The organism is [Anoxybacillus] calidus (genome assembly GCF_013760845.1).
GTDB classification, from domain to species: Bacteria; Bacillota; Bacilli; order Bacillales; family Anoxybacillaceae; genus Paranoxybacillus; species Paranoxybacillus calidus.
On record NZ_JACDUU010000001.1, the window covers coordinates 85942 to 111247 of the forward strand.

Genomic DNA, 25306 nt, shown 5'->3' on the forward strand with positions numbered 1-25306 from the left:
TATGGGTCAGTTCTTTATTTTATGAAAATGAATATGAAAACTGCAAATGTACAATGGTTGCTAAGTTTTCTTTATGCACTAGAAAATTTCTGTTTCGCTATTGTGGTGTTTGACGATCCGCTTTTTCATATTTATCTAATTGAATCTTACTCATTGTGTTGCTATAATCAAAGCTAGTGTAGTTTCGGGATTATAGTAGGAGTGAAAGAATATGAATCGTGAAGAAAGATTAAAAAGACGAGAGAAAATCCGTAATTTTTCCATTATTGCTCATATTGACCATGGAAAATCAACGTTAGCTGACCGCATTCTTGAAAAAACAGGTGCGTTATCAGAGCGTGAAATGAAAGAACAAATGCTAGATTCAATGGATTTAGAGCGCGAACGCGGGATTACCATTAAATTAAATGCCGTTCAACTAAAATATAAGGCAAAAGATGGAGAAGAGTATATTTTCCATCTAATTGACACACCAGGACATGTCGATTTTACGTATGAGGTGTCACGCAGTTTAGCCGCTTGTGAGGGGGCCATCCTTGTCGTCGATGCTGCGCAAGGAATCGAGGCGCAGACGCTGGCAAATGTTTACTTAGCTTTAGATAATAACTTAGAAATTTTGCCTGTTATTAATAAAATTGATTTACCTAGCGCAGAGCCGGAGCGCGTTCGCCAGGAAATTGAAGATGTGATTGGGTTAGATGCTTCAGAAGCAGTACTAGCCTCAGCAAAAGCTGGAATTGGAATAGAAGAAATTCTTGAGCAAATCGTAGAAAAAGTTCCAGCTCCATCTGGTGACCCTGATGCACCGCTAAAAGCGTTGATTTTCGACTCTTTATATGATTCTTACCGAGGTGTTGTTGCCTATATTCGCGTTGTCGAAGGAACGGTAAAGCCGGGACAAAAGATTAAAATGATGGCAACAGGCAAAGAATTTGAGGTCGTGGAAGTCGGTGTATTTACACCAAAGCCAAAATTAGTGGATGAACTCACTGTTGGCGATGTAGGGTTTTTAACAGCGTCTATTAAAAATGTGAGTGACACGCGCGTCGGGGATACGATTACAGACGCAGAAAATCCTGCGGATGAGCCTTTGCCTGGATATCGTCGTTTAAATCCGATGGTCTTCTGTGGCATGTATCCTATTGATACGGCACGTTATAACGATTTACGTGAAGCGTTGGAAAAATTACAGCTAAATGATGCGGCGTTGCAATTCGAACCGGAGACGTCGCAAGCGCTTGGTTTTGGTTTCCGATGTGGTTTCCTAGGATTATTGCATATGGAAATTATTCAAGAACGAATTGAGCGTGAATTTAACATTGATTTAATTACCACGGCGCCAAGCGTTATTTATAAAGTATATTTAACGGACGGCACAGAAGTTCAAGTCGATAACCCTTCCAATATGCCGGATCCGCAAAAAATTGAACGCGTTGAGGAGCCGTATGTTAAAGCAACGATTATGGTTCCGAATGATTATGTTGGCCCTGTAATGGAATTATGTCAAAGTAAGCGCGGTATTTTTGTTGATATGCAATACTTAGACGAGAAGCGCGTCAGCTTAATTTATGAAATTCCGTTATCAGAAATTGTTTATGACTTCTTTGACACCTTAAAATCAAGCACAAAAGGCTATGCTTCATTTGATTATGAGTTAATTGGTTACAAGCCTTCTAAGCTTGTGAAGATGGATATTCTCCTTAACGGTGAAAAAGTCGATGCGTTGTCGTTTATCGTTCACCGCGACTCTGCTTATGAGCGTGGCAAAGTGATTGTTGAAAAACTAAAAGATTTAATTCCACGCCAGCAGTTCGAAGTACCTGTTCAAGCGGCAATTGGTAACAAAATCATTGCCCGCTCAACCATTAAAGCATTGCGGAAAAACGTGCTTGCCAAATGTTACGGCGGTGACGTTTCTCGTAAACGTAAGCTTCTTGAAAAGCAAAAAGAAGGGAAAAAGCGCATGAAGCAAGTCGGTTCCGTTGAAGTACCGCAAGAAGCATTCATGGCAGTATTGAAGATCGATGACAAAAAATAAAAGCAGATAAATAGAGGCTGACCTAAAAACAAGTGTCAGACCCCGCAACACAATATATAGGACATAATAGATAAATGAACTATATATTGTGAAATGGACGTGAGGTTAGACGCTTATGGGTCAGCCCCTTGTTTTTTAGTTTAATCGGTGCAGATAAAAGATGGCATGTCAAATTATGCATTAAGAAGGTTGTGATCATTCTTGATTAAAGCAGCATATTTTCATATTCCATTTTGTGCACAAATTTGCCATTATTGTGATTTTAATAAAGTATTTTTTAAAGGACAGCCAGTAGATGAGTACTTACAGGCGATGGAGAAAGAAATGAAAAACATAATAGAGAACTTTCCGGCTGCTGAACTGAAAACCATTTTTGTTGGAGGCGGTACCCCGACTGTTCTAGAGATAAAGCAGCTAGATCGTTTCTTAAATAGTATTTATAAGTATTTTCGTTTTAATGTAAACGAGGTGGAGTTCACGTTTGAAGCAAATCCAAATGAATTGTCAAAAAAGAAGCTGAAACTGTTAAAAGAAGCAGGGGTGAACCGCCTTAGTTTCGGTGTGCAGACATTCGATGACAAGTTGTTGCAAAAAATTGGGCGCACGCATCGAAAACATGATGTATTGCAAACGATTGAAATGGCGAAAGAAATCGGTTTTTCCAATATTAGCATTGATTTAATGTACGGTCTTCCCGAACAAACAATCGATCATTTCCGAGAAACGCTTAATATTGCTTTTTCACTCGATGTCGAGCATTTTTCAGCTTATTCTTTAATTATTGAGCCGAAAACAGTGTTTTATAATTTATGGAAAAAAGACATGCTTCCATTGCCTACTCAGGAGGAGGAAGCAGAAATGTATGAATGGGCAATGGAACAAATGGAACGTCATGGCTACAAACAATATGAAATTAGCAACTATGCAAAGCCTGGGTTTGAAAGCCGTCATAATCTGACGTATTGGAATAATGAAGAATATTTTGGTATCGGTGCCGGGGCGCATAGCTATGTACACGGCAAGAGAAATGTCAATGCCGGACCGTTAAAAAAATATATGAACCTTATTCAAGAAACCGGTTTTCCGTATATAGAAAGTCATGAGGTTACGTTGGCAGAAAAAATGGAAGAGGAAATGTTTCTTGGGCTACGGAAAACGGAAGGGGTTTCTAAAGAAAAGTTTGTGCAAAAATATCACCGCTCTCTTTATGATGTATTTGGCAATCAGATTGCCGAGCAAAAACAAAGGGGACTGCTCGAAGAAACAGATACCCATATCCGTCTTACACACCGCGGCAAACTGCTTGGAAATGAAGTATTTCAAGCGTTTATCGGTGTAATATAAACGTTGACATAAACGTATGGATTTGATACCTTAATAGTAGATTTAGCACTCAAGGTCTATGAGTGCTAACAGAGGTGATGATAGTTGTTAACTGATCGCCAATTACTTATTTTACAAACTATTATTGATGACTTTATCCGTTCTGGTCAGCCGGTAGGCTCTAGAACATTATCCAAAAAAGAGGAAATTACGTTCAGCTCAGCAACGATTCGCAATGAGATGGCGGATTTAGAGGAACTTGGCTACATTGAAAAAACACATGTTTCCTCCGGTCGAGTGCCATCGGAAAAAGGCTATCGATATTATGTTGACCATCTATTATCACCGCAACGATTAACGCAAGATGATATCGAAAAAATTAAATCGATTTTTGCTGAGCGTATTTATGAACTGGAAAAAATTGTGCAAAAATCAGCGCAAATTTTATCGGATTTGACCAATTATACGTCGATTGTTCTTGGACCAGCTGTAAAGGAAAATAAACTAAAACAAATCCAAATTATTCCGTTGAATAAAGAAACGGCTGTAGCAATTATTGTAACTGATACGGGTCATGTCGAAAATCGGGTCATTACGATTCCATCTTCGATTAACCCATCTGATTTAGAAAAAATGGTCAATATTTTAAACGAGCGTCTCATTGGTGTACCGATTGTTGACTTGAAGGATAAAATTTATAAAGAGATAGCGAATGTCTTAAGAGCGCATATTCGCAACTATGATAGCATGTTAAAAACGATCTCTGACACGTTGGATTTGCAGCCAGCGGAAAAAATGTTTTTTGGCGGAAAAACGAACATGCTCAGTCAACCAGAGTTTAATGATATCGAAAAAGTGCGTTCCATTATGACAATGATTGAGCAAGAAAAAGATTTTTACAACTTATTGCGCAAGCATAATAAACAAGGCATTCAAGTGACAATCGGTAAGGAAAATCAATTGCGCGGAATGGAAAATTGCAGCCTAATTACAGCAACGTATTCTGCTGGAACTGAGCAGCTAGGAACGATCGCGATTCTTGGTCCGACGCGCATGGAATACTCCCGCGTCATTACGATATTGAATCGTGTAGCCTCTGATTTATCAACAGTACTTACGCAATGGTATCAAAATAACTAAGGTTGGTCATATTGATAGTGGATGGATTGTAAAAACATTCCATCCTTTCCTTTGAATTTCATACATATGTAGACATATATCATATATAGAGATGATCTCTTCGAGGGAGGTGAAATCGATGGAGAAAGAATTACAGCAAGAAGAAGCGACTACATACAAATCAGAAGAAGCAGCCGTTGAAGTGGAAGAAACTTCTGAACAAATGCAGTCTGTGCAAACAGAAGAACAGACAGAAGAACAGACAGAAGAAAATAATGAGTTAACGGCTGCGAAGAAAAGAATTGCGGAGCTTGAAGAGAAGCTGCAAGAATTAGAAAATCGCTATCTTCGTCTTCATGCTGATTTTGACAATTTCCGCCGTCGCACAAGACTTGATTTTGAGGCAGCGGAAAAATATCGCGCTCAAAGTTTAGTGACAGACATTTTACCTGCCTTAGACAACTTCGAACGTGCTCTTAAGGTGGAAGCAGAAGATGATAAAACAAAATCGATTCTTCAAGGAATGGAAATGGTCTATCGTTCGTTAATTGATGCCTTGAAAAAAGAAGGTGTCGAGGTTATCGAGGCTGTAGGCAAGCCGTTTGATCCGCATTTGCATCAGGCGGTTATGCAAGTAGAAGACAGCAACTATGAACCAAATACAGTGGTAGAAGAATTTCAAAAGGGTTATAAATTGAAAGATCGTGTGATTCGTCCATCAATGGTAAAAGTTAGCCAATAAGACATAGGAGGGTGTTACTATGAGCAAGATTATCGGTATCGACTTAGGTACAACGAACTCTTGCGTAGCCGTGTTGGAAGGCGGAGAACCAAAAGTTATTCCAAACCCTGAAGGAAACCGGACAACTCCATCTGTTGTGGCGTTTAAAAACGGTGAGCGTCAAGTAGGGGAAGTGGCAAAACGTCAAGCGATTACAAATCCAAACACCATCATCTCTATTAAACGTCATATGGGAACAGACTACAAAGTGGAAATTGAAGGAAAGCAATATACGCCACAAGAAATTTCTGCGATTATTTTGCAATACTTAAAATCATATGCTGAAGAATACTTAGGAGAACCGGTAACAAGAGCGGTTATTACAGTTCCTGCATACTTCAACGACGCGCAACGTCAAGCAACAAAAGATGCGGGCCGCATTGCCGGTTTAGAAGTGGAACGTATCATTAACGAGCCGACAGCAGCAGCGCTTGCTTACGGACTTGACAAAATGGATGAAGACCAAACGATTCTTGTTTATGACTTAGGTGGCGGTACGTTTGACGTATCGATTCTTGAACTTGGCGATGGCGTATTTGAAGTAAAAGCAACTGCTGGTGATAACCACCTTGGCGGTGACGATTTTGACCAAGTGATCATTGATTATCTAGTAGAAGAATTTAAGAAAGAGCACGGCATTGATTTATCAAAAGATAAAATGGCGTTACAACGCTTAAAAGACGCAGCAGAAAAAGCGAAAAAAGATCTTTCTGGTGTAACGCAAACGCAAATTTCCTTGCCGTTCATCAGCGCAAACGAAACAGGTCCACTGCATCTAGAAACAACATTAACTCGCGCGAAATTCGAAGAGTTATCTGCTCATCTTGTCGAACGCACAATGGGACCTGTTCGTCAAGCATTACAAGACGCAGGACTGACAGCAAGCGATATCGATAAAGTTATTCTTGTTGGTGGTTCTACGCGTATTCCAGCTGTTCAAGAAGCAATTAAGAAAGAAATCGGTAAGGAGCCGCATAAAGGAGTAAACCCTGACGAGGTTGTTGCGATTGGTGCAGCGATTCAAGGCGGTGTTATCGCTGGAGATGTGAAAGATGTTGTGCTTCTTGACGTTACTCCGCTTTCATTAGGTATTGAAACAATGGGTGGAGTATTCACAAAATTAATTGAGCGCAACACGACGATTCCAACAAGTAAATCGCAAATTTTCTCAACAGCAACCGATAACCAAACGGCGGTTGACATTCACGTATTACAAGGGGAACGTCCGATGGCTGCTGACAATAAAACGCTTGGTCGTTTCCAATTAACAGATATTCCGCCTGCTCCGCGCGGTGTACCACAAATCGAAGTAACGTTTGATATTGACGCAAACGGTATTGTTCATGTACGTGCGAAGGATTTGGGGACAAACAAAGAACAATCCATTACTATTAAATCTTCATCAGGTCTTTCTGAAGAAGAAATTCAACGCATGATTAAAGAAGCGGAAGAAAATGCGGAAGCGGACAGAAAACGTAAAGAGGAAGCCGAGCTCCGCAACGAGGCGGACCATTTAGTGTTCACAACAGAAAAAACATTAAAAGAGCTTGAAGGAAAAGTTGATGAAGCAGAAGTGAAAAAAGCGCAAGAAGCAAAAGATGCATTAAAAGCAGCGCTAGAGAAAAACGACATCGAAGAGATTCGCGCGAAGAAAAACGCATTGCAAGAAATTGTTCAACAACTTTCCGTTAAGTTGTATGAACAAGCGGCAAAACAAGCACAAGCACAGCAAACAGCTGGAACAGACAACGCTAGCAAAAAAGACGACAATGTCGTTGATGCGGAATTTGAAGAAGTAAAAGATGATAAGTAAAATGTTTAGTCTAGTCGCTTCCTTTGTTCGATTGTATAAAAAGTCAAAGTCAGGCCTGTCTTGGCTTTGACTTTTTTGCTATGAAAAGGAACATTGTCTGAATTTGTTTTAGGTATATATAATTTTAATATGAAAAATATTGCGTTTATAAAGAGACAAATGTTACAATTACCGTTATGTGAGTGAATCGGGAGTGGATGGTAATGAGCAAACGAGATTATTATGAGGTTCTCGGAGTAAGCAAGAATGCCACGAAAGATGAAATAAAGAAAGCGTACCGAAAACTTTCAAAACAATATCATCCAGATATTAATAAAGCACCGGATGCTGCAGAAAAGTTTAAAGAAATTAAAGAAGCATATGAAGTATTAAGTGATGACCAAAAGCGTGCTCATTATGATCAATTTGGTCATACGGATCCAAATCAAGGATTTGGCGGTTTTGGCGGGACTGATTTTGATTTCGGCGGCTTCGGTGGTTTTGAAGATATTTTCAGTTCTTTCTTCGGTGGGGGAAGACGTCGTGATCCGAATGCGCCAAGAGCAGGGGCTGATTTACAGTATACAATGACATTAACATTCGAGGAAGCAGCGTTCGGGAAAGAAACAGATATCGAAATTCCACGCGAAGAAACATGTGATACGTGTCACGGCTCCGGAGCAAAGCCTGGAACGAAAAAAGAAACGTGCTCCCATTGCCGAGGTACAGGACAAATTAGCATCGAACAAGTGACGCCGTTTGGCCGCATTGTCAATCGAAGAACATGTCATTATTGTGACGGTACAGGACAATTTATTAAAGAAAAATGTACAACGTGCGGTGGAAGCGGTCGAGTGAAAAAACGCAAGAAAATTCACGTCAAAATTCCAGCTGGTATTGATGATGGTCAGCAATTACGTGTCGCCGGACAGGGAGAAGCCGGCATCAATGGCGGACCACCTGGAGATTTATATATCGTCTTTCGCGTAGAACCGCATGAGTTTTTTGAACGCGATGGAGATGATATTTATTGCGAAATTCCACTTACATTTGCTCAAGCGGCTTTGGGAGATGAAATCGAAGTACCGACTCTTCATGGAAAAGTGAAGCTAAAAATTCCAGCTGGTACGCAAACAGGTACGAAATTCCGCCTCAAAGGCAAAGGTGTGCCTAATGTGAGAGGCTATGGTCAAGGAGACCAGCACATTATTGTTCGTGTTGTCACACCGACGAAATTAACAGAAAAACAAAAGCAGTTATTGCGTGAATTTGACCGATTAGGCGGTCAAAGCGCTCAACATGGAGCGCAGGACAGCTTTTTTGATAAAATGAAAAAGGCGTTTAAGGGAGAATAATTTCGGAAAATGGAGTTGGTAGATGATGAAATGGTCAGAAATTAGCATTCATACGACACATGAAGCGGTTGAGGCGATTTCGAATATTTTGCACGAAGCGGGAGCAGGCGGTGTTGTTATTGAAGATCCGTTTGATTTGACGAAAGAGCGGGACACTTCCTTCGGGGAAATCTACCAACTCAATCCTGATGATTATCCCGAAGAAGGAGTTATTATTAAAGCGTATTTACCGGTCAATAGTTTCTTAGGAGAGACAGTCAAGGAAATTAAACAAGCGATTAACAACCTAATGTTGTATGATATCGATTTAGGGAAAAACTCGATCACGATTAGTGAAGTTAACGAAGAAGAATGGGCAACAGCATGGAAAAAATATTACAATCCCGTAAAAATTTCTGAAAAGTTTACGATCGTCCCGACTTGGGAAACGTATGAACCAGTCTCAAGTGATGAACTTATTATCGAACTAGACCCGGGCATGGCATTTGGAACAGGGACGCATCCAACAACAGTCATGTGCATTCAGGCGTTGGAAAAATGCGTGCATCCAAATGATACCGTTATTGATGTTGGAACAGGCTCAGGTATATTAAGTATTGCCGCAGCGATGCTTGGAGCAAAATCAGTCAAAGCACTCGATTTAGACCCAGTGGCCGTTGATAGCGCGAAGTTGAATGTGAAATTAAATAAAGTGCAAAACGTTGTAACTGTATCACAAAATAATTTGTTAGACAATATAAAAGAACCAGCAAACATCATTGTTGCGAATATTTTAGCGGAAATTATTTTACGTTTTATCGATGATGCGTATCGTCTGCTGGAAAAAGACGGTTTCTTTATTACATCGGGAATTATTCAAGCAAAAAAGCAAGAAGTAAAAGATGGACTGATTCGTGCCGGGTTTATTATTGAAGAAACGTTAGTCATGGAAGATTGGGTTGCTTTTATTGCAAGAAAAGAGTAAAAAGAAGGTGTCGCTTTGCAACGTTATTTTGTTTCTAATGAGCAATTTTTCAATGACCAACAAGTTATGATTGTTGGCGATGATTATCATCATATCGTCCGTGTTATGCGGATGCGCGAAGGAGAAGAAATTGTTTGCTGTAACGAGAATGGCGAGGCGGCTTTCTGTAAAATAACAAAAATTACCAATGATGAGGTCATTGCCAATATTATAGAATGGGTAGAAGAGCAGACGGAGCTTCCGATCAATGTCTATATTGTCCAGGGGCTGCCGAAAGGGGATAAACTGGAACTTGTCATTCAAAAAGGAACAGAACTTGGCGCTTTCTCGTTTATCCCCTTTTTGGCGGCTCGCTCTGTTGTTAAGTGGGACGAAAAAAAGGGAGATCGAAAAGTGGAGCGATGGGAAAAAATTGCGAAAGAAGCGGCGGAACAATCACAACGGACAAGAATTCCTGTCGTCCATCATCCTATGACCATTCGCGAATTAATTGAATTTTCCACGAAAGTTGATTATAAAATCATTGCTTACGAGGAAGAAGCAAGGAATGGCGAACGAGCCAATTTGACAGAGATATTACGTAAAATAAAGCCAGGACAGTCGCTTCTTACTGTTTTCGGTCCAGAAGGCGGCTTTTCCGAGCAAGAAGTATCATTATTAAAGGAAAACGGCTTTATTTCCTGTAGTCTCGGCCCGCGGATTTTGCGCACAGAAACGGCTCCTCTTTATTTATTAGCAGCGGTTTCTTATCAATTGGAATTAATGTGAGGTGAGAATGATGCCAACAGTAGCATTTCATACATTAGGCTGTAAAGTAAATCATTATGAAACAGAGGCGATTTGGCAATTATTTAAACAAGCCGGTTATGAGCGAAAAGAATTTGAAAGCATAGCTGATGTATACGTCATTAACACGTGTACAGTAACAAACACAGGAGATAAAAAGAGCCGCCAAGTGATTCGCCGCGCAATTCGGCAAAACCCGGATGCTGTCATTTGTGTAACGGGCTGTTATGCGCAAACCTCCCCGGCAGAAGTAATGGCTATTCCTGGAGTTGATATTGTTGTTGGAACACAAGACCGGGTGAAAATGCTTGATTATATTGAACAATTTAAGCGCGAGCGTCAGCCGATTAACGGTGTAAGCAATATTATGAAAGCGCGTGTGTTTGAGGAATTGGATGTTCCGGCATTTACGGACCGGACGCGCGCGTCATTAAAAATTCAAGAAGGCTGCAATAACTTTTGCACATTTTGTATTATCCCTTGGGCGCGTGGGCTTATGCGTTCCCGCGATCCGAAGGAAGTGATTCGTCAGGCTCAGCAGCTTGTAAATGCCGGCTATAAAGAAATCGTTTTAACAGGTATTCATACAGGCGGTTACGGTGAAGATATGAAAGATTATAACTTTGCGGCATTGCTTCGCGATATTGATGAGCAAGTCGTCGGTTTGAAGCGTCTTCGGATTTCATCGATTGAAGCAAGTCAAATTACTGATGAAGTTATTGAAGTATTAAAAAAATCGAATAAAATTGTCCGCCACCTGCACATTCCGCTTCAATCCGGTTCAAACAGCGTGTTAAAGCGGATGCGCCGCAAGTATACAACAGAATTTTTTGCGGAGCGCCTCGCGCAATTACGTGAAGCATTGCCAGGATTAGCTGTTACATCGGACGTCATTGTCGGTTTTCCAGGAGAGACTGAAGAGGAGTTCATGGAAACGTATAATTTTATTCGTGACAACCGTTTCTCAGAACTACATGTATTCCCATACTCTAAACGCACAGGAACACCAGCTGCAAGAATGCCGAACCAAATCGATGAAGAAGTGAAAAATGAGCGCGTTCATCGACTTATCACTCTGTCTGATCAACTGGCAAAAGAATATGCATCTGAATTTGAAGGACAAGTATTAGAAGTTATTCCAGAAGAACGTTATAAAGAAGAACCAAACAGCGGTTTATATGTCGGTTATACGGATAACTATTTGAAAGTAAAATTCCCAGCAACCGAAGATATGGTTGGAAAGCTTGTTAAAGTGAAAATTACAAAAGCAGGATATCCGTATAATGAAGGGGAATTTGTCCGCGTTGTTGAAGATGACGTTCTTGAAAAAATACAATTAAGTTCTTAAAGACTGCCTTAAAAGTGTCTGACCTCACGTGAAATTCATCATATGATAGTGCTCTGATCGAATGTTATGTACTATATATGGTAGTTGTGGGGTCCGACACTTTGCTTTTGGGCAGTTTCTTTTCTTTGGGTTTATAATAAAAATTTAGAGATAGATTATACATAAAGCTCGCTTTTTTTAAAAGATAATGGTATGATGATAGATGTCAGACTTCTTGATGTGAAAGGAGAAATTTTTGTATATGACAACAAATATTGCAAAGATGATTGACCATACATTGTTAAAAGCAGATACAACAAAAGAGCAAATCGTGAAATTGTGTGAGGAAGCAAAACAATATAATTTTGCGTCTGTTTGCGTAAATCCAACATGGGTAGAAACAGCTGCAGAGCTTTTAAAAGGAACAGACGTCAATGTGTGTACAGTCATTGGATTCCCATTAGGAGCAAACACACCGGAGACAAAAGCGTTTGAAACAAAAGACGCAATTGAAAAAGGTGCAACGGAAGTTGATATGGTTATCAACATTGGGGCGCTAAAAGACGGTAACGATGAACTGGTTGAACGCGATATTCGGGCAGTTGTTGATGCAGCAAAAGGAAAAGCGCTTGTTAAAGTGATTATCGAAGCTTGCTTACTTACAGAAGAAGAAAAAGTGCGTGCTTGCGAGTTAGCTGTAAAAGCGGGAGCAGACTATGTGAAAACTTCCACTGGCTTTTCTACAGGCGGTGCAACTGTTGAAGACGTTGCGCTTATGCGAAAAACAGTTGGACCGGAAATCGGCGTAAAGGCATCCGGTGGTGTTCGTGATCTTCAAGGAGCAGAAGCGATGATCCAAGCAGGAGCGACTCGCATCGGTACAAGTTCTGGTGTAGCACTTGTTCAAGGAAAAACAACAACAGGCTATTAATTGAAAACTGTAGGAACTGACCTATAAGTGTCTAGCCTTCATACACTTAATAAACATGATATACGGATAGGTAGGCTGATGCTTTAGGTCATCCTTTTTTTATGGAAGAGTTTTCTTTTTTAGTTGACCTTAATGTTTCCTTATATTATAATTGATAAGTACATGTTTAGAGCATGTCAATCGAAATGTTAGCGGTGTTGTTCGGAGGGAGGGAAGTAGGATGTCAAAAACAATCGTTCGTAAAAACGAATCGCTTGAAGATGCTCTTCGTCGCTTCAAACGTGCCGTTTCGAAGACTGGTACGTTACAAGAAGCAAGAAAGCGTGAATTCTATGAAAAGCCAAGCGTAAGACGCAAGAAAAAGTCTGAAGCGGCTAGAAAGCGCAAGTATTAAAAGAGGGTGTATTTCATGAGTCTTCTTGAGCGTTTAAATGATGATATGAAACAAGCGATGAAAAATAAGGAAAAAGAAAAACTTTCCGTCATTCGGATGGTCAAAGCTGCATTGCAGAATGAAGCAATTAAGCTCGGCAAAAGCCAGTTGTCCGAAGACGAAGAGCTTACTGTGCTTTCTCGTGAATTAAAGCAACGCAAAGACTCCCTCCAAGAATTCGAAAACGCTGGTCGTTCAGACCTTGTTGAAAAAGTAAAAACAGAGATTCAGATTCTTGAATTATATATGCCAAAGCAATTAAGTGAAGAAGAGATTGTACAATTAATTAAAGAAACGATTGCCGAGGTAGGCGCTTCTTCAAAGGCTGATATGGGTAAAGTAATGGGAGCAATCATGCCGAAAGTGAAAGGAAAAGCGGATGGCTCTCTAGTGAACAAATTAGTTTTGCAGCATTTATCTTAAAAAAGACTGCTTCCTAATGGAAGCAGTCTTTTTTATGTTGAGATCGTATTACCAAATAAAGAAAATCAAGTGCTATCCCCTCTGTTTCTCTCATACATATGAGATGAAAGGGGGGTCTTTTTATGATTGGAAAATGGCGGCGGCAGATGAGAAATTGGTTAACAAATAAAATGGGACTACCCGCTGATATTTTAATGGATCTTCCGCGCATAACGATGATTGGACAAATACATATATACATAGAAAATCATCGAGGATTGCTTTCTTTTAGCGATAAAGAAATTCGACTGCTCTTAAAACAAGGTCAACTCCTCGTTAAAGGAGAAACGTTTGTCATTAAAACGATTTTGCCTGAGGAAATTTTGCTAGAGGGGAAAATTAGCCAAGTTCTTTATTTAGATGAGTAGGGGGAGAAATATGAAGAACCAATGGTTGAACTATTTTTCAGGCAGTGTCAAAGTGGAAATTAAAGGAAGAGGTATAGAAAGATTGATTAATGCTTGTTTACGAAATGATATTTTTATATGGAAAGTAAAAAAGCATAATGAGTATACGGCAAGCTTTTATATGCTTTTAAAAGACGTTTCCAAGATTCGTCTCATTGCTAGAAAAAGCGAATGCAAGCTCTATTTTACAGACAGAAGTGGAGTGCCGTTCCTTATCAAAAAGACATTATTAAATAGCGGCTTTTTCATAGGAACATTTTTGTTTTTATTGATGATCTTTCTTTTTTCTAATATGGTATGGAACATTCAAGTAAGAGGAGCGAAACCGGAGACGGAGTATTTAATCCTGAAAGAGTTGAAAAAGATGGGGATTGAAAGAGGAGCTTTTCAATTTATGGTTGATGACCCGGATACAATTCAAAAAAAGCTGACAGACCATATTGACGCGATTACATGGGTTGGTGTCGAGTTAAAAGGGACGACTTTTTATTTTCAAGTGGTGGAAAAAAATCAACCAAAGCCGGAAAAAAAGATCGGGGTTCGTCATTTAGTGGCTAAAAAGAAAGCAGTGATTACGAATATGTTTGTCGAAGAAGGACAACCACTTGTGTCAGTCAATGATTATGTGTCGAAAGGGCAAATTTTAGTCTCAGGTTTTATAGGAAAAGAAGGGCAAATGAAAATGGTGCCAGCACGAGGAAAAATTTTTGGGGAAACATGGTACAAGTCTACAGTTGTCCTGCCTCTTCAATCAACATTTCATGTGTTTACGGGGAAATATTATGAAAAACATTATCTCTCGTTTAAAAATATATCTTTGCCAGTTTGGGGATTTAAAAAGCCGACATTTTCTCATTATGAAATCGAACTGCAAAAAAAACCGTTTCGTTTTTGGCGGTGGGAATTGCCGTTTTTTTACGAGCGTGTCATTTATCGCGAAAAGGAGAAAGTAGAGAGAAACTATTCATGGGAAGAGGCGTTCCAAAAAGCAAAAGAAATAGCGCGTAAAGAACTGCTCAGCCAACTCGAAGATGATGCCTCCATTAAAGGCGAAAAACTTTTGCACCGAGCGAAAGAGAATGGTAAAGTAAGAGTAGAGATGCATTACCAAGTAATAGAAAATATTGGGATACCACAACCTATTATTCAAGGAGACTAGATAGAGGATGTCAGAAAAGCTAATAACAATTAATCAGCAGTTAGAAAATCCAAACGAAGCGATTGCACTTTTTGGCATTCATGATGTTCATTTAAAACGAATTGAACAAGAACTAGATGTTTCCATTGTGACGAGAGGGGAAACAGTGAGTGTTTCTGGTGATGTTGAACGTGTTCAACTAGTCGATGATGTGTTGCGCCATTTATTGATTGTCGTTCGGAAAGGAATTTCAATCAGTGAGCGCGATGTAATGTATGCCATTCAAATGGCGAAAAATGGCACAATTGACTATTTCACAGAGCTATATGAAGAGGAGATTACGAAAAACGCAAAAGGAAAAGCGATTCGTGTAAAAACGTTAGGCCAACGTCAATATGTAACAGCCATTAAAAAGCATGACCTTGTATTTGGTGTCGGTCCAGCCGGTACAGGGAAAACGTATTTAGCTGTTGTTATGGCTGTGAACGCATTAAAAAGCGGTCTTGTGAAACGCATTATTTTAACGCGACCAGCTGTTGAAGCGGGAGAAAATTTAGGTTTTTTGCCGGGAGATTTAAAAGAAAAAGTGGATCCATACTTACGGCCTTTGTATGATGCGTTGAATGACGTGTTAGGACCCGAGCATACGCAGCGGTTGATTGAACGAGGGACGATTGAAATTGCACCGCTTGCGTACATGCGGGGCCGCACGTTAGAAGATGCGTTTGTGATTTTAGATGAAGCGCAAAATACAACTCCAGCGCAAATGAAAATGTTTTTAACAAGATTAGGTTTTGGTTCAAAAATGGTTATCACTGGTGATATTTCACAAGTCGATTTGCCAAAAGGAGTAAAATCGGGGTTAGCTGTAGCAAAAGAAATTTTGCAAAATGTCAATGACATTACTTTTGTTTTTTTAGAACAATCTGATGTTGTTCGTCATCCGCTTGTTGGAAAAATTATTGACGCATATGAAAAAGCAGGAATATAGACAGATGTTTTGCTATTTGTTATTTGGCGCTGCGGATAGGTGTCCAATGCGGCTAAAAAAGCATTTCCAATGTGTTGGCCAATAAAGTAGAGGGGATTCGGCTAAAGTAAATTTGCTTTGACGTTTTTAATAACCTAAAAAAGTGACCCATCGTCTATTTGTATGGGTCTATTTTTTTAGAAAAGGTTTCAGGCAATTAAAAAGAGCGATATATAGGAATGGATGTTTAAAAAGCGAGGGGAAAACGGTGAAGAGGATTGGTTCAGCAGTTAAAAACATGAAACATGCTCGATTTTTACCCTATACCATGTTTGGTTTGCTTGCGTTATTGACATTTGTTTTGTTATATCATCATGTGAAGCCGGAACAATATAATATACAGCTATTTGAAATTTCTAAGGAAACAATTCGCTCGCCGATTACGATTGAAGATGAGGAAAAAACCGAGAAAATGAGGAGAGAAGCGGCTGATCGCGTAGCGGACGTCTATACATTAAAAAAAGAGTATGCGGAAAACCGTGTTGATTTAATCTCATCTATTTTCAATACGATTTCAGAAGTTCAGGAAGAAACAGAAACGTCAACGACTCATTTAGAAAAATTACAAAAGTTAAAAGAAAAGTTGCCGAGCGATTTATATACTCATCTGTCAGAAACACAGTGGAATTCTTTATTAACAGCTGAACCATCCAATTTACAATTAGCAAAAGAAGCGACCGTTACGGCAGTTAATACGATCATGAGCGAACGGATTACTTCAAAAGATTTAGATTATGCGAAAATGCGCGTCGGTAATGAATTAAAGTATGTGATTGTTAACAATAAACTGAAAGATGCGGTTGTTCAATTGGCCAGATATGCTATTATTCCTAATGTCATTTACGACAAAGCAGCAACAGAAGAGAAGCGAAGACAAGCAATGGATGAAGTGAAACCGGTAAAAATATTGCAAGGGCAAATTATCGTTGAAGAAGGACAGTTTATTACGAATGAAATTTACAAACAATTAAAGCTTGTCGGCCTGTTGGAGAGCGAAAAGACCATTCAGCCTTTTATCGGCCTTGGCATTTTTGTTATATTGTTATTAACACCGATTTTATATTATTTTTGGAGATTTAAGCCGGAAAATCATCATCGAAATGTTTATTTATTTGTATACGTGACTATTTTTACGATTACGTTAATTATGATGAAGCTCATAAGTTTGCTTCAGGAAATTGACTTAACCGATGTTGCCTATGTAGTTCCTGTTGCTGTTGGAACCATTTTAATCCGCATCCTTTTCAATGAGCAATTGGCTGTTGTGACGAATATTGTTTATGCAATATGCGGAAGCATTATGTTTAATGAGGGAATTACTGGAACGTTCAACTATTCTGCTGGGGTTTATTTACTGGCCAGCGGTTTAGCTGGAGCTGTATTTTTAAATAAACAGCTTCAAAAAGCTAAAGTTTTGCAAGCTGGACTTTTTGTATCGCTTGTTAATACTGTAATGATTATAGCGATAGTTTTTATGAATAACGGCCATTATTCGCTGATTGAAATAGGAATTTTTGTCATGATGGCGATTATTTCTGGCATTTTTTCCTCAGTATTAACGATTGGATTGCTTCCATTTTTAGAGGCTGGTTTCGGGATCTTGTCATCAATGAAATTAATTGAGCTGTCGAATCCTAACCACCCTTTATTACGGAAAATCTTGACAGAATCCCCAGGAACATATCACCATAGCCTAATGGTAGCGAATTTATCAGAAGGAGCATGCGAAGCGATTGGAGCGAATGGCTTGCTGGCTAGAGTTGCTGCGTATTATCATGATATTGGAAAAACAAAGCGTCCCCGCTATTTTATTGAAAACCAAATAGGGGATAATCCTCATGACCATTTGTCGCCGCAGCTAAGCAAAAACATCATCATTGCTCATGTCGCCGATGGAGTAGCTATGTTAAAAAAGCATAAGATGCCAAAAGAAATAATAGATATTGCTGAGCAGCATCATGGGACCACTTTATTGAAATATTTTTATCATAAAGCAAAACAGCAATCCGGTTATGTATCAGAAGAAGAATTCCGATATCCCGGACCGAAACCGCAAACAAAAGAAGCGGCTATTATTAGCATTGCCGATAGCGTTGAAGCAGCCGTTCGATCGCTGTCGAATCCATCGCAAGAAAAAATTGAGAAGGTCGTGCGCGGCATTATTGCTGATCGTTTGCAAGATAATCAGTTCAATGAATGTAACATTACACTGAAAGAGCTGGAACTTGTAGCTCAATCGCTTTGCGAGACGCTAAACGGCGTTTTTCACTCGCGAATTGAATATCCTGAAATTCGAAAGGAAAAGGTGAAACAAGCATGACATTAATCATTGATTTTATTGATGAAACAAACGAAGTAACAGAAGAACAAATGGATATGATTGAAAAATTGCTAAATTATGCAGCGGAAGTAGAGAATGTCCAAGATGAAGCAGAAGTAAGCGTTACGTTTGTTGATAATGAAAAAATTCGCGAAATTAATCGCGATTATCGCGGTAAAGACAAGCCGACAGATGTGATTTCGTTTGCCCTTGAAGAGATGGGGGACGAAGAAATCGAGATTGTCGGTGCAGAGATTCCGCCTGTGCTAGGAGACATCATTATTTCCGTTCCAAAAGCAAGGGAGCAAGCGGAAGAGTATGGTCACTCATTCATGCGAGAACTTGGTTTTTTAGTAGTACACGGTTTTCTTCATTTATTAGGATATGACCATGAGACGGAAGAAGAAGAAAAAGAAATGTTTTCTAAACAAGAACAAATTCTTGAACAATTCGGGTTGAAACGTTAAGACGATGAAAGAGTGGAAACGATTATTAAAAAGGTTTTCCTTTGCATGGGAAGGTATCGTTTTTACATTTAAAAATGAAAAAAATATGAAGATTCATTGTGTAGCCGCTTTATTTGTCTGTATGGCGGCTTGGATGTTCGACCTTTCAAAAACGGAATGGTTGCTCATTCTTATCACTATTGGCGTTGTATTTTCTCTAGAAATGGTGAATACCGCCATTGAACGGGTTGTTGATTTAATTACCCCTGAATTTCATCCGCTCGCTAAAATAGCAAAAGACGTTGCTGCAGGAGCGGTTTTTGTGTTTGCGATTATATCTGTTATAATAGGTGCAATCATCTTTTTTCCTCATTTCATAGCACTCGTAAGCTGAGGTGATTGATAAAAAATTCTTATTTTTCTGTTAATTTTATCTCTAAAGAAAGATGAATTTTAAATAAGATTCGTGTAAAATAAGAAATAGAGTGGTGCTTCATTTGGAAGGAAAGGGAGACTGTACTTGGATATTAACCAACTCATTGAAGAAGCCAAAAAGGCAAGAGAATATGCATATGTTCCTTACTCCAAATTTAAAGTTGGGGCAGCATTATTAACGAAAGAAGGAAAAGTTTACCGCGGCTGCAACATTGAAAATGCTGCTTACAGCATGTGTAATTGTGCTGAACGTACAGCCTTATTTAAAGCATATTCTGAAGGAGACAAAGAATATACAGCGTTGGCAGTAATTGCTGATTCACCTCGCCCTGTACCACCTTGTGGGGCGTGCCGACAAGTCATTTCAGAGTTATGTTCGCCGGAGATGAAGGTCATTTTAACGAATCTCAAAGGTGACATAACAGAACTAACAGTCAGAGAACTATTACCAGGAGCATTTTCATCGGAGGATTTGCATGAGTAGAGAAGGATATAAATCAGGGTTTGTTTCTATTATCGGAAGACCAAATGTAGGAAAATCAACGTTTTTAAACCGGGTAATTGGACAAAAAATTGCGATTATGAGCGATAAGCCACAAACGACACGCAATAAAATTCAAGGTGTCTACACAACAGATGATGCACAAGTCATTTTTATTGATACCCCTGGAATTCATAAACCAAAGCATAAACTTGGCGATTTTATGATGAAGGTAGCGGAAAATGCCTTAAAAGAAGTCGATTTGATTTTATTTATGATTAATGCTGAAGAAGGATTTGGACGCGGCGATGCTTTTATTATCGAACGATTGAAAAAAATTAATACTCCTGTATTTTTAGTCATTAATAAAATTGATCAAGTACACCCTGATGATTTATTGCCGCTAATTGAACAATACAAATCCTTGTATGAATTTGCAGAGATTGTTCCGATTTCCGCTCTGCAAGGAAATAACGTGGAAACATTAATTGAACAAATAAAAAAATATTTGCCGGAAGGGCCACAATATTATCCAGCAGACCAAGTAACGGACCACCCAGAGAGATTTATCATTGCCGAACTGATTCGCGAAAAAGCATTGCATTTGACGCGTGAAGAAGTTCCGCATTCGATTGCAGTTGTCATTGATGCAATTGAACGACGCCAGGACAGCAGTACGGTCTATGTGAGCGCAACCATCATTGTCGAGCGCGACTCACAAAAGGGAATTATCATTGGAAAACAAGGCCGAATGCTTAAGGAAATTGGCCAACGGGCACGAGTGGATATTGAAGCGTTGCTTGGCTCCAAAGTGTTTTTAGAACTGTGGGTAAAAGTGCAAAAAGATTGGCGTAACAGGATTTCGCAGCTTCGTGATTTCGGTTTCAGGGAAGATGAGTATTAATTAACAAATTTTATATAGCATGATTTTGAAACGGCCAGGCTAACCTATAACTACAATCTTGAATTATATGCTATGCCTACGGCGGAAAGGTGTGGTTCGATGCTAGAGTTTACTTGGAAACTTTTTAGCCAAACAGGCAATATAGACACATATCTCCTTTTTAAGGAGTTGGAAAGAGAGAACCAAGATACAGCCGAAAAGAAAGAACAGGAAATAGCAGAAATAGATTATCCGGTTTTTTGAGCTGTTTGAATCAGCTTGAGTGGTGATGGTTTTGTTTGAAAAATGTGAAGGCATTGTCATTCGTATAACCGATTACGGCGAAACCAATAAAATTGTTACGTTGTTTACAAGAGAGTGGGGAAAGGTGGCTGCAATGGCGCGAGGAGCGAAGAAACCAAGCAGCCGCCTTTCTGCTGTTACTCAATTGTTTACATACGGTCATTTTTTAATTCAAAAAAGCCATGGTGTAGGCACTCTGCAGCAAGGAGAAGCAATTCAGACGATGAGGGGAATTCGTGAAGACATTTTTACGACTGCTTATGCCTCTTATATTGTCGAGTTAACGGACAAGGCGACGGAAGATAAGCGTCCGAACCCTTATTTGTTTGAATTGCTTTTGCAAACATTACAGTATATGAATGAAGGATTGGATTTAGATATACTTACATACATTTACGAAATGAAAATGTTAAATGTTTTAGGATTATATCCGAAATTAGATGGCTGTGCGGTTTGTCAGCGAACCGAAGGGAAGTTTGCGTTTTCGGTCAAGGAAGGGGGCTTTATTTGCCATTATTGTTATGATAAAGACCCTTACTGTTTCCATGTTTCTCCTAGCGTGATTAAGCTGTTAAGATTGCTTTATTATGTTGATTTGTCTCGGTTAGGGAAAATCTCGGTGAAAGAAGAAACGAAAAAAGAGCTGCATCGAATCATTTCCGCCTATTATGAAGAATATTCAGGGTTAGCTTTGAAAACAAAACGCTTTTTAAAGCAAATGGAACAATTAAGGAAAGGTTTACAATCCTAAAGAGGAGGATATATTTGATAAGAGGTTGCCCTTTTGTTTGGGACAGCCTTTTCCCGTTTTATATATTGTTTTGTTATATTTTTCCTTATGTAAAAAAGATAATTCAGTTATAATATTTTATAATGAGTATAGCCTATTTGATCTTTTTATAAGGTGGTGAGTTAAAATCGAACTCAATAAGCGCCAAGAACAAATTCTGCAGATTGTAAAGGATCATGGACCAATTACAGGAGAAAGTATCGCTGAAAAGCTAAATTTAACAAGAGCGACACTTCGCCCTGATCTTGCGATTTTAACAATGGCTGGCTATTTGGAAGCAAGACCAAGAGTCGGTTATTTTTATACAGGAAAAACAGGATCGCAATTGCTGGCAGATAAAATAAAAAAAATAAAAGTAGCTGATTATCAATCCATTCCTGTTGTCGTGAATGAAAGTGTCAGCGTATATGATGCGATTGTGACGATGTTTTTAGAAGATGTTGGCACGTTGTTTGTCATTGACAACGATTCATTATTAGTTGGTGTTCTCTCCCGTAAAGATTTGTTGCGGGCAAGCATCGGAAAACAAGAACTACGCTCCATCCCTGTTAATATTATAATGACAAGGATGCCAAATATTACGATGTGTTATAAAGATGACTTATTAATTGAAGTTGCACAGAGGTTAATTGAAAAGCAAATTGATGCGATGCCAGTAGTAAAAAAGACGGAGAAAGGATATGAAGTAGTCGGTAGAATTACAAAAACAAACATGACAAAGGCTTTCGTTGATTTAGCAAAAGACGATTTGATTTAGAGGGGGATTGAGATGAGCCAGCGATTCGTATATGTTGTTTCCGATTCTGGTGGGGAGACAGCTGAGTTAGTTGTGAAGGCGGCAGCAAGTCAATTTAATAGCCCTTCCATACAGCTAAAGCGAGTGCCTTATGTAGAAGATAAAACAACATTAGCAGAAGTAGTAGCGCTTGCTAAGATGAATCAAGGAATTATCGCTTTCACATTGGTCGTGCCAGAAATGCGCCAGTTTTTAATGGAAGAAGCGGCACGTGAAGGGGTGGAAGTGTATGATATTATTGGGCCACTTATTGGAAAAATGGAAAATTTGTTTGGTTTAACACCTCGCAACGAACCTGGTCCAGTAAGAGTGTTGGATGAAGATTATTTTAAAAAAATAGAGGCCATTGAATTTGCTGTAAAATACGATGATGGACGTGATCCACGGGGGATTTTGCGTGCCGATATTGTATTAATCGGTGTATCTAGAACATCAAAGACCCCATTATCACAATATTTAGCGCATAAACGCTTTAAAGTTGCTAATGTGCCGATTGTTCCAGAAGTCGAACCACCTGAAGAGTTGTTTAAAGTGTCGCCAACAAAATGTTTCGGGTTAAAAATTAGCCCGGAAAAATTAAATCATATTCGCCGGGAAAGATTAAAAGCCCTTGGTCTAGATGATAAAGCGATTTATGCTAATATTGATCGCATTAAAGAGGAACTCGATTATTTTGATCAAGTTGTTCAACAAATTGGTTGCGATGTTATTGATGTTACAAACAAAGCAGTGGAAGAAACAGCCAACGTCATTATGAATATCATCGCCAAAAAAGGGCAATTGTAGCACATTCACTGTTTAGTGAAATGTGCTTTTATTTTGTTTTGAATTTTTTTATAGCGTATTATTAATATTTATATTATAATAAAAAATTGTGATAAAAATGTATATAAACAGGTTTAGGTTTGACATAGAACGAATAAACTATTTATAGTTACTTGTCAAGAGATAGTGAATTGAAATATTCGACAAAAATCGTCTGTAAAACCATTCGAAAGTAGCAGGATTTTGTGGAGTCATGTAGAATAAAGAAACGTACGAAATCAAAACCGACTATACAAAGCTTAGAAAAAAATTTGTCGAAACTCGCAGGAGATTTGGCATAGGTCTAGAATAATAAGATACGGAGCGGTTATTATGGGTTACCGTATTCCTGAGGAAACGATTGAACAGATTCGGCGTTCTGTAGATATTGTTGACGTCATTAGTGACTACGTTCAACTAAAAAAGCAGGGGCGGAACTATTTTGGACTTTGTCCTTTTCATGGAGAAAAAACACCTTCTTTTTCCGTTTCTCCAGATAAGCAAATTTTTCACTGTTTTGGTTGTGGAGCAGGTGGCAATGTCTTTTCTTTTCTTATGGACATAGAAGGGATTTCTTTTGTTGAGGCTGCAAAACGGTTAGCTTCAAAGGCAAATATCGAATTGCCTGATGCGCACATCGAGAGCCGTCCAAACGCAAATCAAAAAGCAAATGAAGTTTCGAAAATGATTGAAGCTCATGAGCTTCTAAAGAAATTTTACCATCATTTGCTCTTAAACACAAAGGAAGGACAAGAAGCGCTTGATTATTTGCTTGCTCGCGGTTTCACGCGTGAAATCATTGAACAGTTTGAAATTGGCTACTCTTTAAATTCATGGGACGTTGCGGCCAAGCTGCTAGCGGGCCATGGCTTTTCGCTTGATATGATGGAAAAAGCCGGTCTTGTTATTCGAAAAGAGGATGGCTCTTATTTTGATCGCTTCCGCAACCGAATTATGTTCCCAATTCATGATCATCAAGGCGCAACAATTGCGTTTTCTGGTAGACTTTTAGGAGAAGGTCAACCTAAATATTTAAACAGTCCAGAAACAATGATTTTTAATAAAAGCAAAATCTTGTACAATTTCCACAATGCCCGTGTACATATTCGAAAAAATCAGCAGGCGATTTTGTTCGAAGGGTTTGCCGATGTGATTGCGGCGATTAAGGCTGGTTTACCTCAGTCCGTTGCGACAATGGGAACGTCTCTAACAGATGAGCAAGCGCGAATTCTTCGAAGAAATGTGGAGTCGGTTATTATCTGTTATGATGCAGATAAGGCCGGGATTGAGGCGGCGTTTCGTGCCTCTCAATTATTGACAGAGGCAGGATGTTATGTGAAAATCGCCACAATGCCGGACGGACTTGATCCTGATGAATATGTAAGCAAATTTGGACCTGAGCGGTTTAGAACAGATGTCATTGACGCAAGCGTTTCTTTTATGTCATTTAAAATGACATATTTAAAAAAAGGGAAAAACTTGCAAAACGAAAGTGATCAAATTCGTTACGTTGATGAAGTATTGCAGGAGCTTGCTAAGCTTTCTAATCCTGTTGAATTGGATTACTATTTGCGGCAGCTGGCAAACGAGTTTTCTCTTTCTTTAGAGGCATTGCGACAACAGTTGCATCGCTATAGACAAAGTAATCGAAAAGATGAAAGTTCTTCTTTGTATAAAGTTGCTGTAAGTAAACAAACAACCGAGAAAAAGTTGCTTCCCGCTTTTCATAATGCAGAGCGTATGTTGATTGCACATATGTTGCGAAGCAGAGAGGTTGCATTCACGGTGCAACAGGCTGTGCAAGGAAACTTTAATATTGAAGAACATCGGGCGATTGTCACTTACTTGTACGCGTTTTATGAAGAGGGAAATGAGCCAGATGTAAGTGCTTTTATTCAGCGTTTAAACGATGAACAGCTAAAAAAATTAGTGACTGAGTTATCGATGCTTCTCATTAATGAAGACATCTCTTCCCAAGAGTTAAATGACTATATAAAACATGTGTTGAATTATCCAAAATGGTTAAAGCTAAAGGAAAAAGAGATCGAGAAAAACGAAGCGGAACGACAAAAAGATTTTATAAAAGCTGCTCGAATTGCTAAAGAAATGATTGAAATGAAAAAGTTGTTGTTGTAAATGCTCCTATTATTTGTTGTTAAGTT

The 25306-nt window shown here is 39.0% G+C and carries 25 protein-coding genes; all 25 read left to right on the forward strand.

Annotation, left to right across the window (positions count from 1 at the left end):
• The first annotated feature begins 211 nt into the window (after window positions 1-211).
• Window positions 212-2038: a translation elongation factor 4 gene (gene lepA, locus HNQ85_RS00460; protein ID WP_181535162.1), complete on the forward strand. Its 1827-nt coding sequence runs from the start codon at window positions 212-214 to the stop codon at window positions 2036-2038.
• A gap of 201 nt (window positions 2039-2239) precedes the next feature.
• Complete coding sequence (gene hemW, locus HNQ85_RS00465; RefSeq protein WP_181535164.1) at window positions 2240-3382, forward strand: radical SAM family heme chaperone HemW; 1143 nt, start codon at window positions 2240-2242, stop codon at window positions 3380-3382.
• Between the two features lie 84 nt (window positions 3383-3466).
• Window positions 3467-4501, forward strand: coding sequence for a heat-inducible transcriptional repressor HrcA (gene hrcA / locus HNQ85_RS00470; protein WP_181535166.1), 1035 nt, complete (start codon window positions 3467-3469; stop codon window positions 4499-4501).
• A 118-nt stretch (window positions 4502-4619) separates the two neighbouring features.
• Window positions 4620-5222 carry a nucleotide exchange factor GrpE gene (gene grpE / locus HNQ85_RS00475; protein WP_181535168.1) on the forward strand — a complete coding sequence of 201 codons (603 nt, stop codon included), beginning with the start codon at window positions 4620-4622 and terminating at the stop codon, window positions 5220-5222.
• Window positions 5223-5241: 19 nt separating this feature from the next.
• The gene (dnaK, locus tag HNQ85_RS00480; RefSeq protein ID WP_181535170.1) at window positions 5242-7074 is read left to right on the forward strand and encodes a molecular chaperone DnaK; all 1833 of its coding nucleotides are present in this window, start codon (window positions 5242-5244) and stop codon (window positions 7072-7074) included.
• A 203-nt stretch (window positions 7075-7277) separates the two neighbouring features.
• Window positions 7278-8408, forward strand: coding sequence for a molecular chaperone DnaJ (gene dnaJ / locus HNQ85_RS00485; protein ID WP_181535172.1), 1131 nt, complete (start codon window positions 7278-7280; stop codon window positions 8406-8408).
• A gap of 25 nt (window positions 8409-8433) precedes the next feature.
• Complete coding sequence (gene prmA / locus HNQ85_RS00490) at window positions 8434-9372, forward strand: 50S ribosomal protein L11 methyltransferase (RefSeq protein ID WP_181536457.1); 939 nt, start codon at window positions 8434-8436, stop codon at window positions 9370-9372.
• Window positions 9373-9387: 15 nt separating this feature from the next.
• Window positions 9388-10140, forward strand: a complete 753-nt coding sequence (locus tag HNQ85_RS00495; RefSeq protein ID WP_181535174.1) for a 16S rRNA (uracil(1498)-N(3))-methyltransferase — start codon at window positions 9388-9390, stop codon at window positions 10138-10140.
• Between the two features lie 10 nt (window positions 10141-10150).
• On the forward strand, window positions 10151-11506 hold the full coding sequence (mtaB, locus tag HNQ85_RS00500) for a tRNA (N(6)-L-threonylcarbamoyladenosine(37)-C(2))-methylthiotransferase MtaB (RefSeq protein ID WP_181535176.1): 1356 nt from the start codon (window positions 10151-10153) through the stop codon (window positions 11504-11506).
• A 241-nt stretch (window positions 11507-11747) separates the two neighbouring features.
• A complete protein-coding gene (deoC, locus tag HNQ85_RS00505) occupies window positions 11748-12416 on the forward strand; it encodes a deoxyribose-phosphate aldolase (protein ID WP_181535178.1) in 669 nt (222 codons plus the stop codon).
• Between the two features lie 220 nt (window positions 12417-12636).
• Window positions 12637-12810 (forward strand): 30S ribosomal protein S21, encoded by a 174-nt coding sequence (gene rpsU / locus HNQ85_RS00510; RefSeq protein ID WP_003393897.1) that lies wholly within the window; start codon window positions 12637-12639, stop codon window positions 12808-12810.
• A 15-nt stretch (window positions 12811-12825) separates the two neighbouring features.
• On the forward strand, window positions 12826-13272 hold the full coding sequence (locus HNQ85_RS00515; RefSeq protein ID WP_181535180.1) for a GatB/YqeY domain-containing protein: 447 nt from the start codon (window positions 12826-12828) through the stop codon (window positions 13270-13272).
• Window positions 13273-13394: 122 nt separating this feature from the next.
• Entirely contained in the window at window positions 13395-13679 is a 285-nt protein-coding gene (gene yqfC / locus HNQ85_RS00520) for a sporulation protein YqfC (protein ID WP_181535182.1), read from the forward strand.
• Between the two features lie 10 nt (window positions 13680-13689).
• Window positions 13690-14877, forward strand: a complete 1188-nt coding sequence (gene yqfD, locus HNQ85_RS00525; protein WP_181535184.1) for a sporulation protein YqfD — start codon at window positions 13690-13692, stop codon at window positions 14875-14877.
• A 7-nt stretch (window positions 14878-14884) separates the two neighbouring features.
• Window positions 14885-15847, forward strand: a complete 963-nt coding sequence (locus HNQ85_RS00530) for a PhoH family protein (protein WP_181535186.1) — start codon at window positions 14885-14887, stop codon at window positions 15845-15847.
• A gap of 247 nt (window positions 15848-16094) precedes the next feature.
• Window positions 16095-18206, forward strand: a complete 2112-nt coding sequence (locus HNQ85_RS00535) for an HD family phosphohydrolase (RefSeq protein WP_409994103.1) — start codon at window positions 16095-16097, stop codon at window positions 18204-18206.
• Entirely contained in the window at window positions 18203-18673 is a 471-nt protein-coding gene (gene ybeY, locus HNQ85_RS00540) for an rRNA maturation RNase YbeY (protein ID WP_181535188.1), read from the forward strand. Before HNQ85_RS00535 ends, ybeY begins: the two co-directional genes overlap by 4 nt.
• A 4-nt stretch (window positions 18674-18677) precedes the next feature.
• Window positions 18678-19046 (forward strand): diacylglycerol kinase family protein, encoded by a 369-nt coding sequence (locus HNQ85_RS00545; RefSeq protein WP_181535190.1) that lies wholly within the window; start codon window positions 18678-18680, stop codon window positions 19044-19046.
• A 126-nt stretch (window positions 19047-19172) separates the two neighbouring features.
• Complete coding sequence (locus HNQ85_RS00550; RefSeq protein WP_181535192.1) at window positions 19173-19571, forward strand: cytidine deaminase; 399 nt, start codon at window positions 19173-19175, stop codon at window positions 19569-19571.
• Window positions 19564-20472 (forward strand): GTPase Era, encoded by a 909-nt coding sequence (gene era, locus HNQ85_RS00555; protein WP_181535195.1) that lies wholly within the window; start codon window positions 19564-19566, stop codon window positions 20470-20472. The genes HNQ85_RS00550 and era overlap by 8 nt, the downstream gene beginning before the upstream one ends.
• Window positions 20473-20571: 99 nt before the next feature.
• The gene (locus tag HNQ85_RS00560; RefSeq protein WP_181535197.1) at window positions 20572-20715 is read left to right on the forward strand and encodes a YqzL family protein; all 144 of its coding nucleotides are present in this window, start codon (window positions 20572-20574) and stop codon (window positions 20713-20715) included.
• A gap of 31 nt (window positions 20716-20746) precedes the next feature.
• A complete protein-coding gene (recO, locus tag HNQ85_RS00565; RefSeq protein ID WP_181535199.1) occupies window positions 20747-21505 on the forward strand; it encodes a DNA repair protein RecO in 759 nt (252 codons plus the stop codon).
• Window positions 21506-21671: 166 nt separating this feature from the next.
• Window positions 21672-22301, forward strand: coding sequence for a helix-turn-helix transcriptional regulator (locus HNQ85_RS00570; protein ID WP_343046478.1), 630 nt, complete (start codon window positions 21672-21674; stop codon window positions 22299-22301).
• A 12-nt stretch (window positions 22302-22313) separates the two neighbouring features.
• Window positions 22314-23126: a pyruvate, water dikinase regulatory protein gene (locus tag HNQ85_RS00575; protein WP_181535201.1), complete on the forward strand. Its 813-nt coding sequence runs from the start codon at window positions 22314-22316 to the stop codon at window positions 23124-23126.
• A 351-nt stretch (window positions 23127-23477) separates the two neighbouring features.
• On the forward strand, window positions 23478-25280 hold the full coding sequence (gene dnaG, locus HNQ85_RS00580; RefSeq protein ID WP_181535203.1) for a DNA primase: 1803 nt from the start codon (window positions 23478-23480) through the stop codon (window positions 25278-25280).
• Window positions 25281-25306: the final 26 nt, after the last annotated feature.

Excerpts from the sequence above, each read along its gene's own strand:
- lepA (WP_181535162.1), top strand. The coding sequence starts at position 212 with ATGAATCGTGAAGAAAGATTAAAAAGACGAGAGAAAATCCGTAATTTT.
- grpE (WP_181535168.1), top strand. The coding sequence starts at position 4,620 with ATGGAGAAAGAATTACAGCAAGAAGAAGCGACTACATACAAATCAGAA.
- dnaK (WP_181535170.1), top strand. The coding sequence starts at position 5,242 with ATGAGCAAGATTATCGGTATCGACTTAGGTACAACGAACTCTTGCGTA.
- dnaJ (WP_181535172.1), top strand. The coding sequence starts at position 7,278 with ATGAGCAAACGAGATTATTATGAGGTTCTCGGAGTAAGCAAGAATGCC.
- prmA (WP_181536457.1), top strand. The coding sequence starts at position 8,434 with ATGAAATGGTCAGAAATTAGCATTCATACGACACATGAAGCGGTTGAG.
- mtaB (WP_181535176.1), top strand. The coding sequence starts at position 10,151 with ATGCCAACAGTAGCATTTCATACATTAGGCTGTAAAGTAAATCATTAT.
- deoC (WP_181535178.1), top strand. The coding sequence starts at position 11,748 with ATGACAACAAATATTGCAAAGATGATTGACCATACATTGTTAAAAGCA.
- rpsU (WP_003393897.1), top strand. The coding sequence starts at position 12,637 with ATGTCAAAAACAATCGTTCGTAAAAACGAATCGCTTGAAGATGCTCTT.
- HNQ85_RS00515 (WP_181535180.1), top strand. The coding sequence starts at position 12,826 with ATGAGTCTTCTTGAGCGTTTAAATGATGATATGAAACAAGCGATGAAA.
- yqfC (WP_181535182.1), top strand. The coding sequence starts at position 13,395 with ATGATTGGAAAATGGCGGCGGCAGATGAGAAATTGGTTAACAAATAAA.
- yqfD (WP_181535184.1), top strand. The coding sequence starts at position 13,690 with ATGAAGAACCAATGGTTGAACTATTTTTCAGGCAGTGTCAAAGTGGAA.
- HNQ85_RS00530 (WP_181535186.1), top strand. The coding sequence starts at position 14,885 with ATGTCAGAAAAGCTAATAACAATTAATCAGCAGTTAGAAAATCCAAAC.
- ybeY (WP_181535188.1), top strand. The coding sequence starts at position 18,203 with ATGACATTAATCATTGATTTTATTGATGAAACAAACGAAGTAACAGAA.
- HNQ85_RS00545 (WP_181535190.1), top strand. The coding sequence starts at position 18,678 with ATGAAAGAGTGGAAACGATTATTAAAAAGGTTTTCCTTTGCATGGGAA.
- era (WP_181535195.1), top strand. The coding sequence starts at position 19,564 with ATGAGTAGAGAAGGATATAAATCAGGGTTTGTTTCTATTATCGGAAGA.
- HNQ85_RS00560 (WP_181535197.1), top strand. The coding sequence starts at position 20,572 with ATGCTAGAGTTTACTTGGAAACTTTTTAGCCAAACAGGCAATATAGAC.
- HNQ85_RS00575 (WP_181535201.1), top strand. The coding sequence starts at position 22,314 with ATGAGCCAGCGATTCGTATATGTTGTTTCCGATTCTGGTGGGGAGACA.
- dnaG (WP_181535203.1), top strand. The coding sequence starts at position 23,478 with ATGGGTTACCGTATTCCTGAGGAAACGATTGAACAGATTCGGCGTTCT.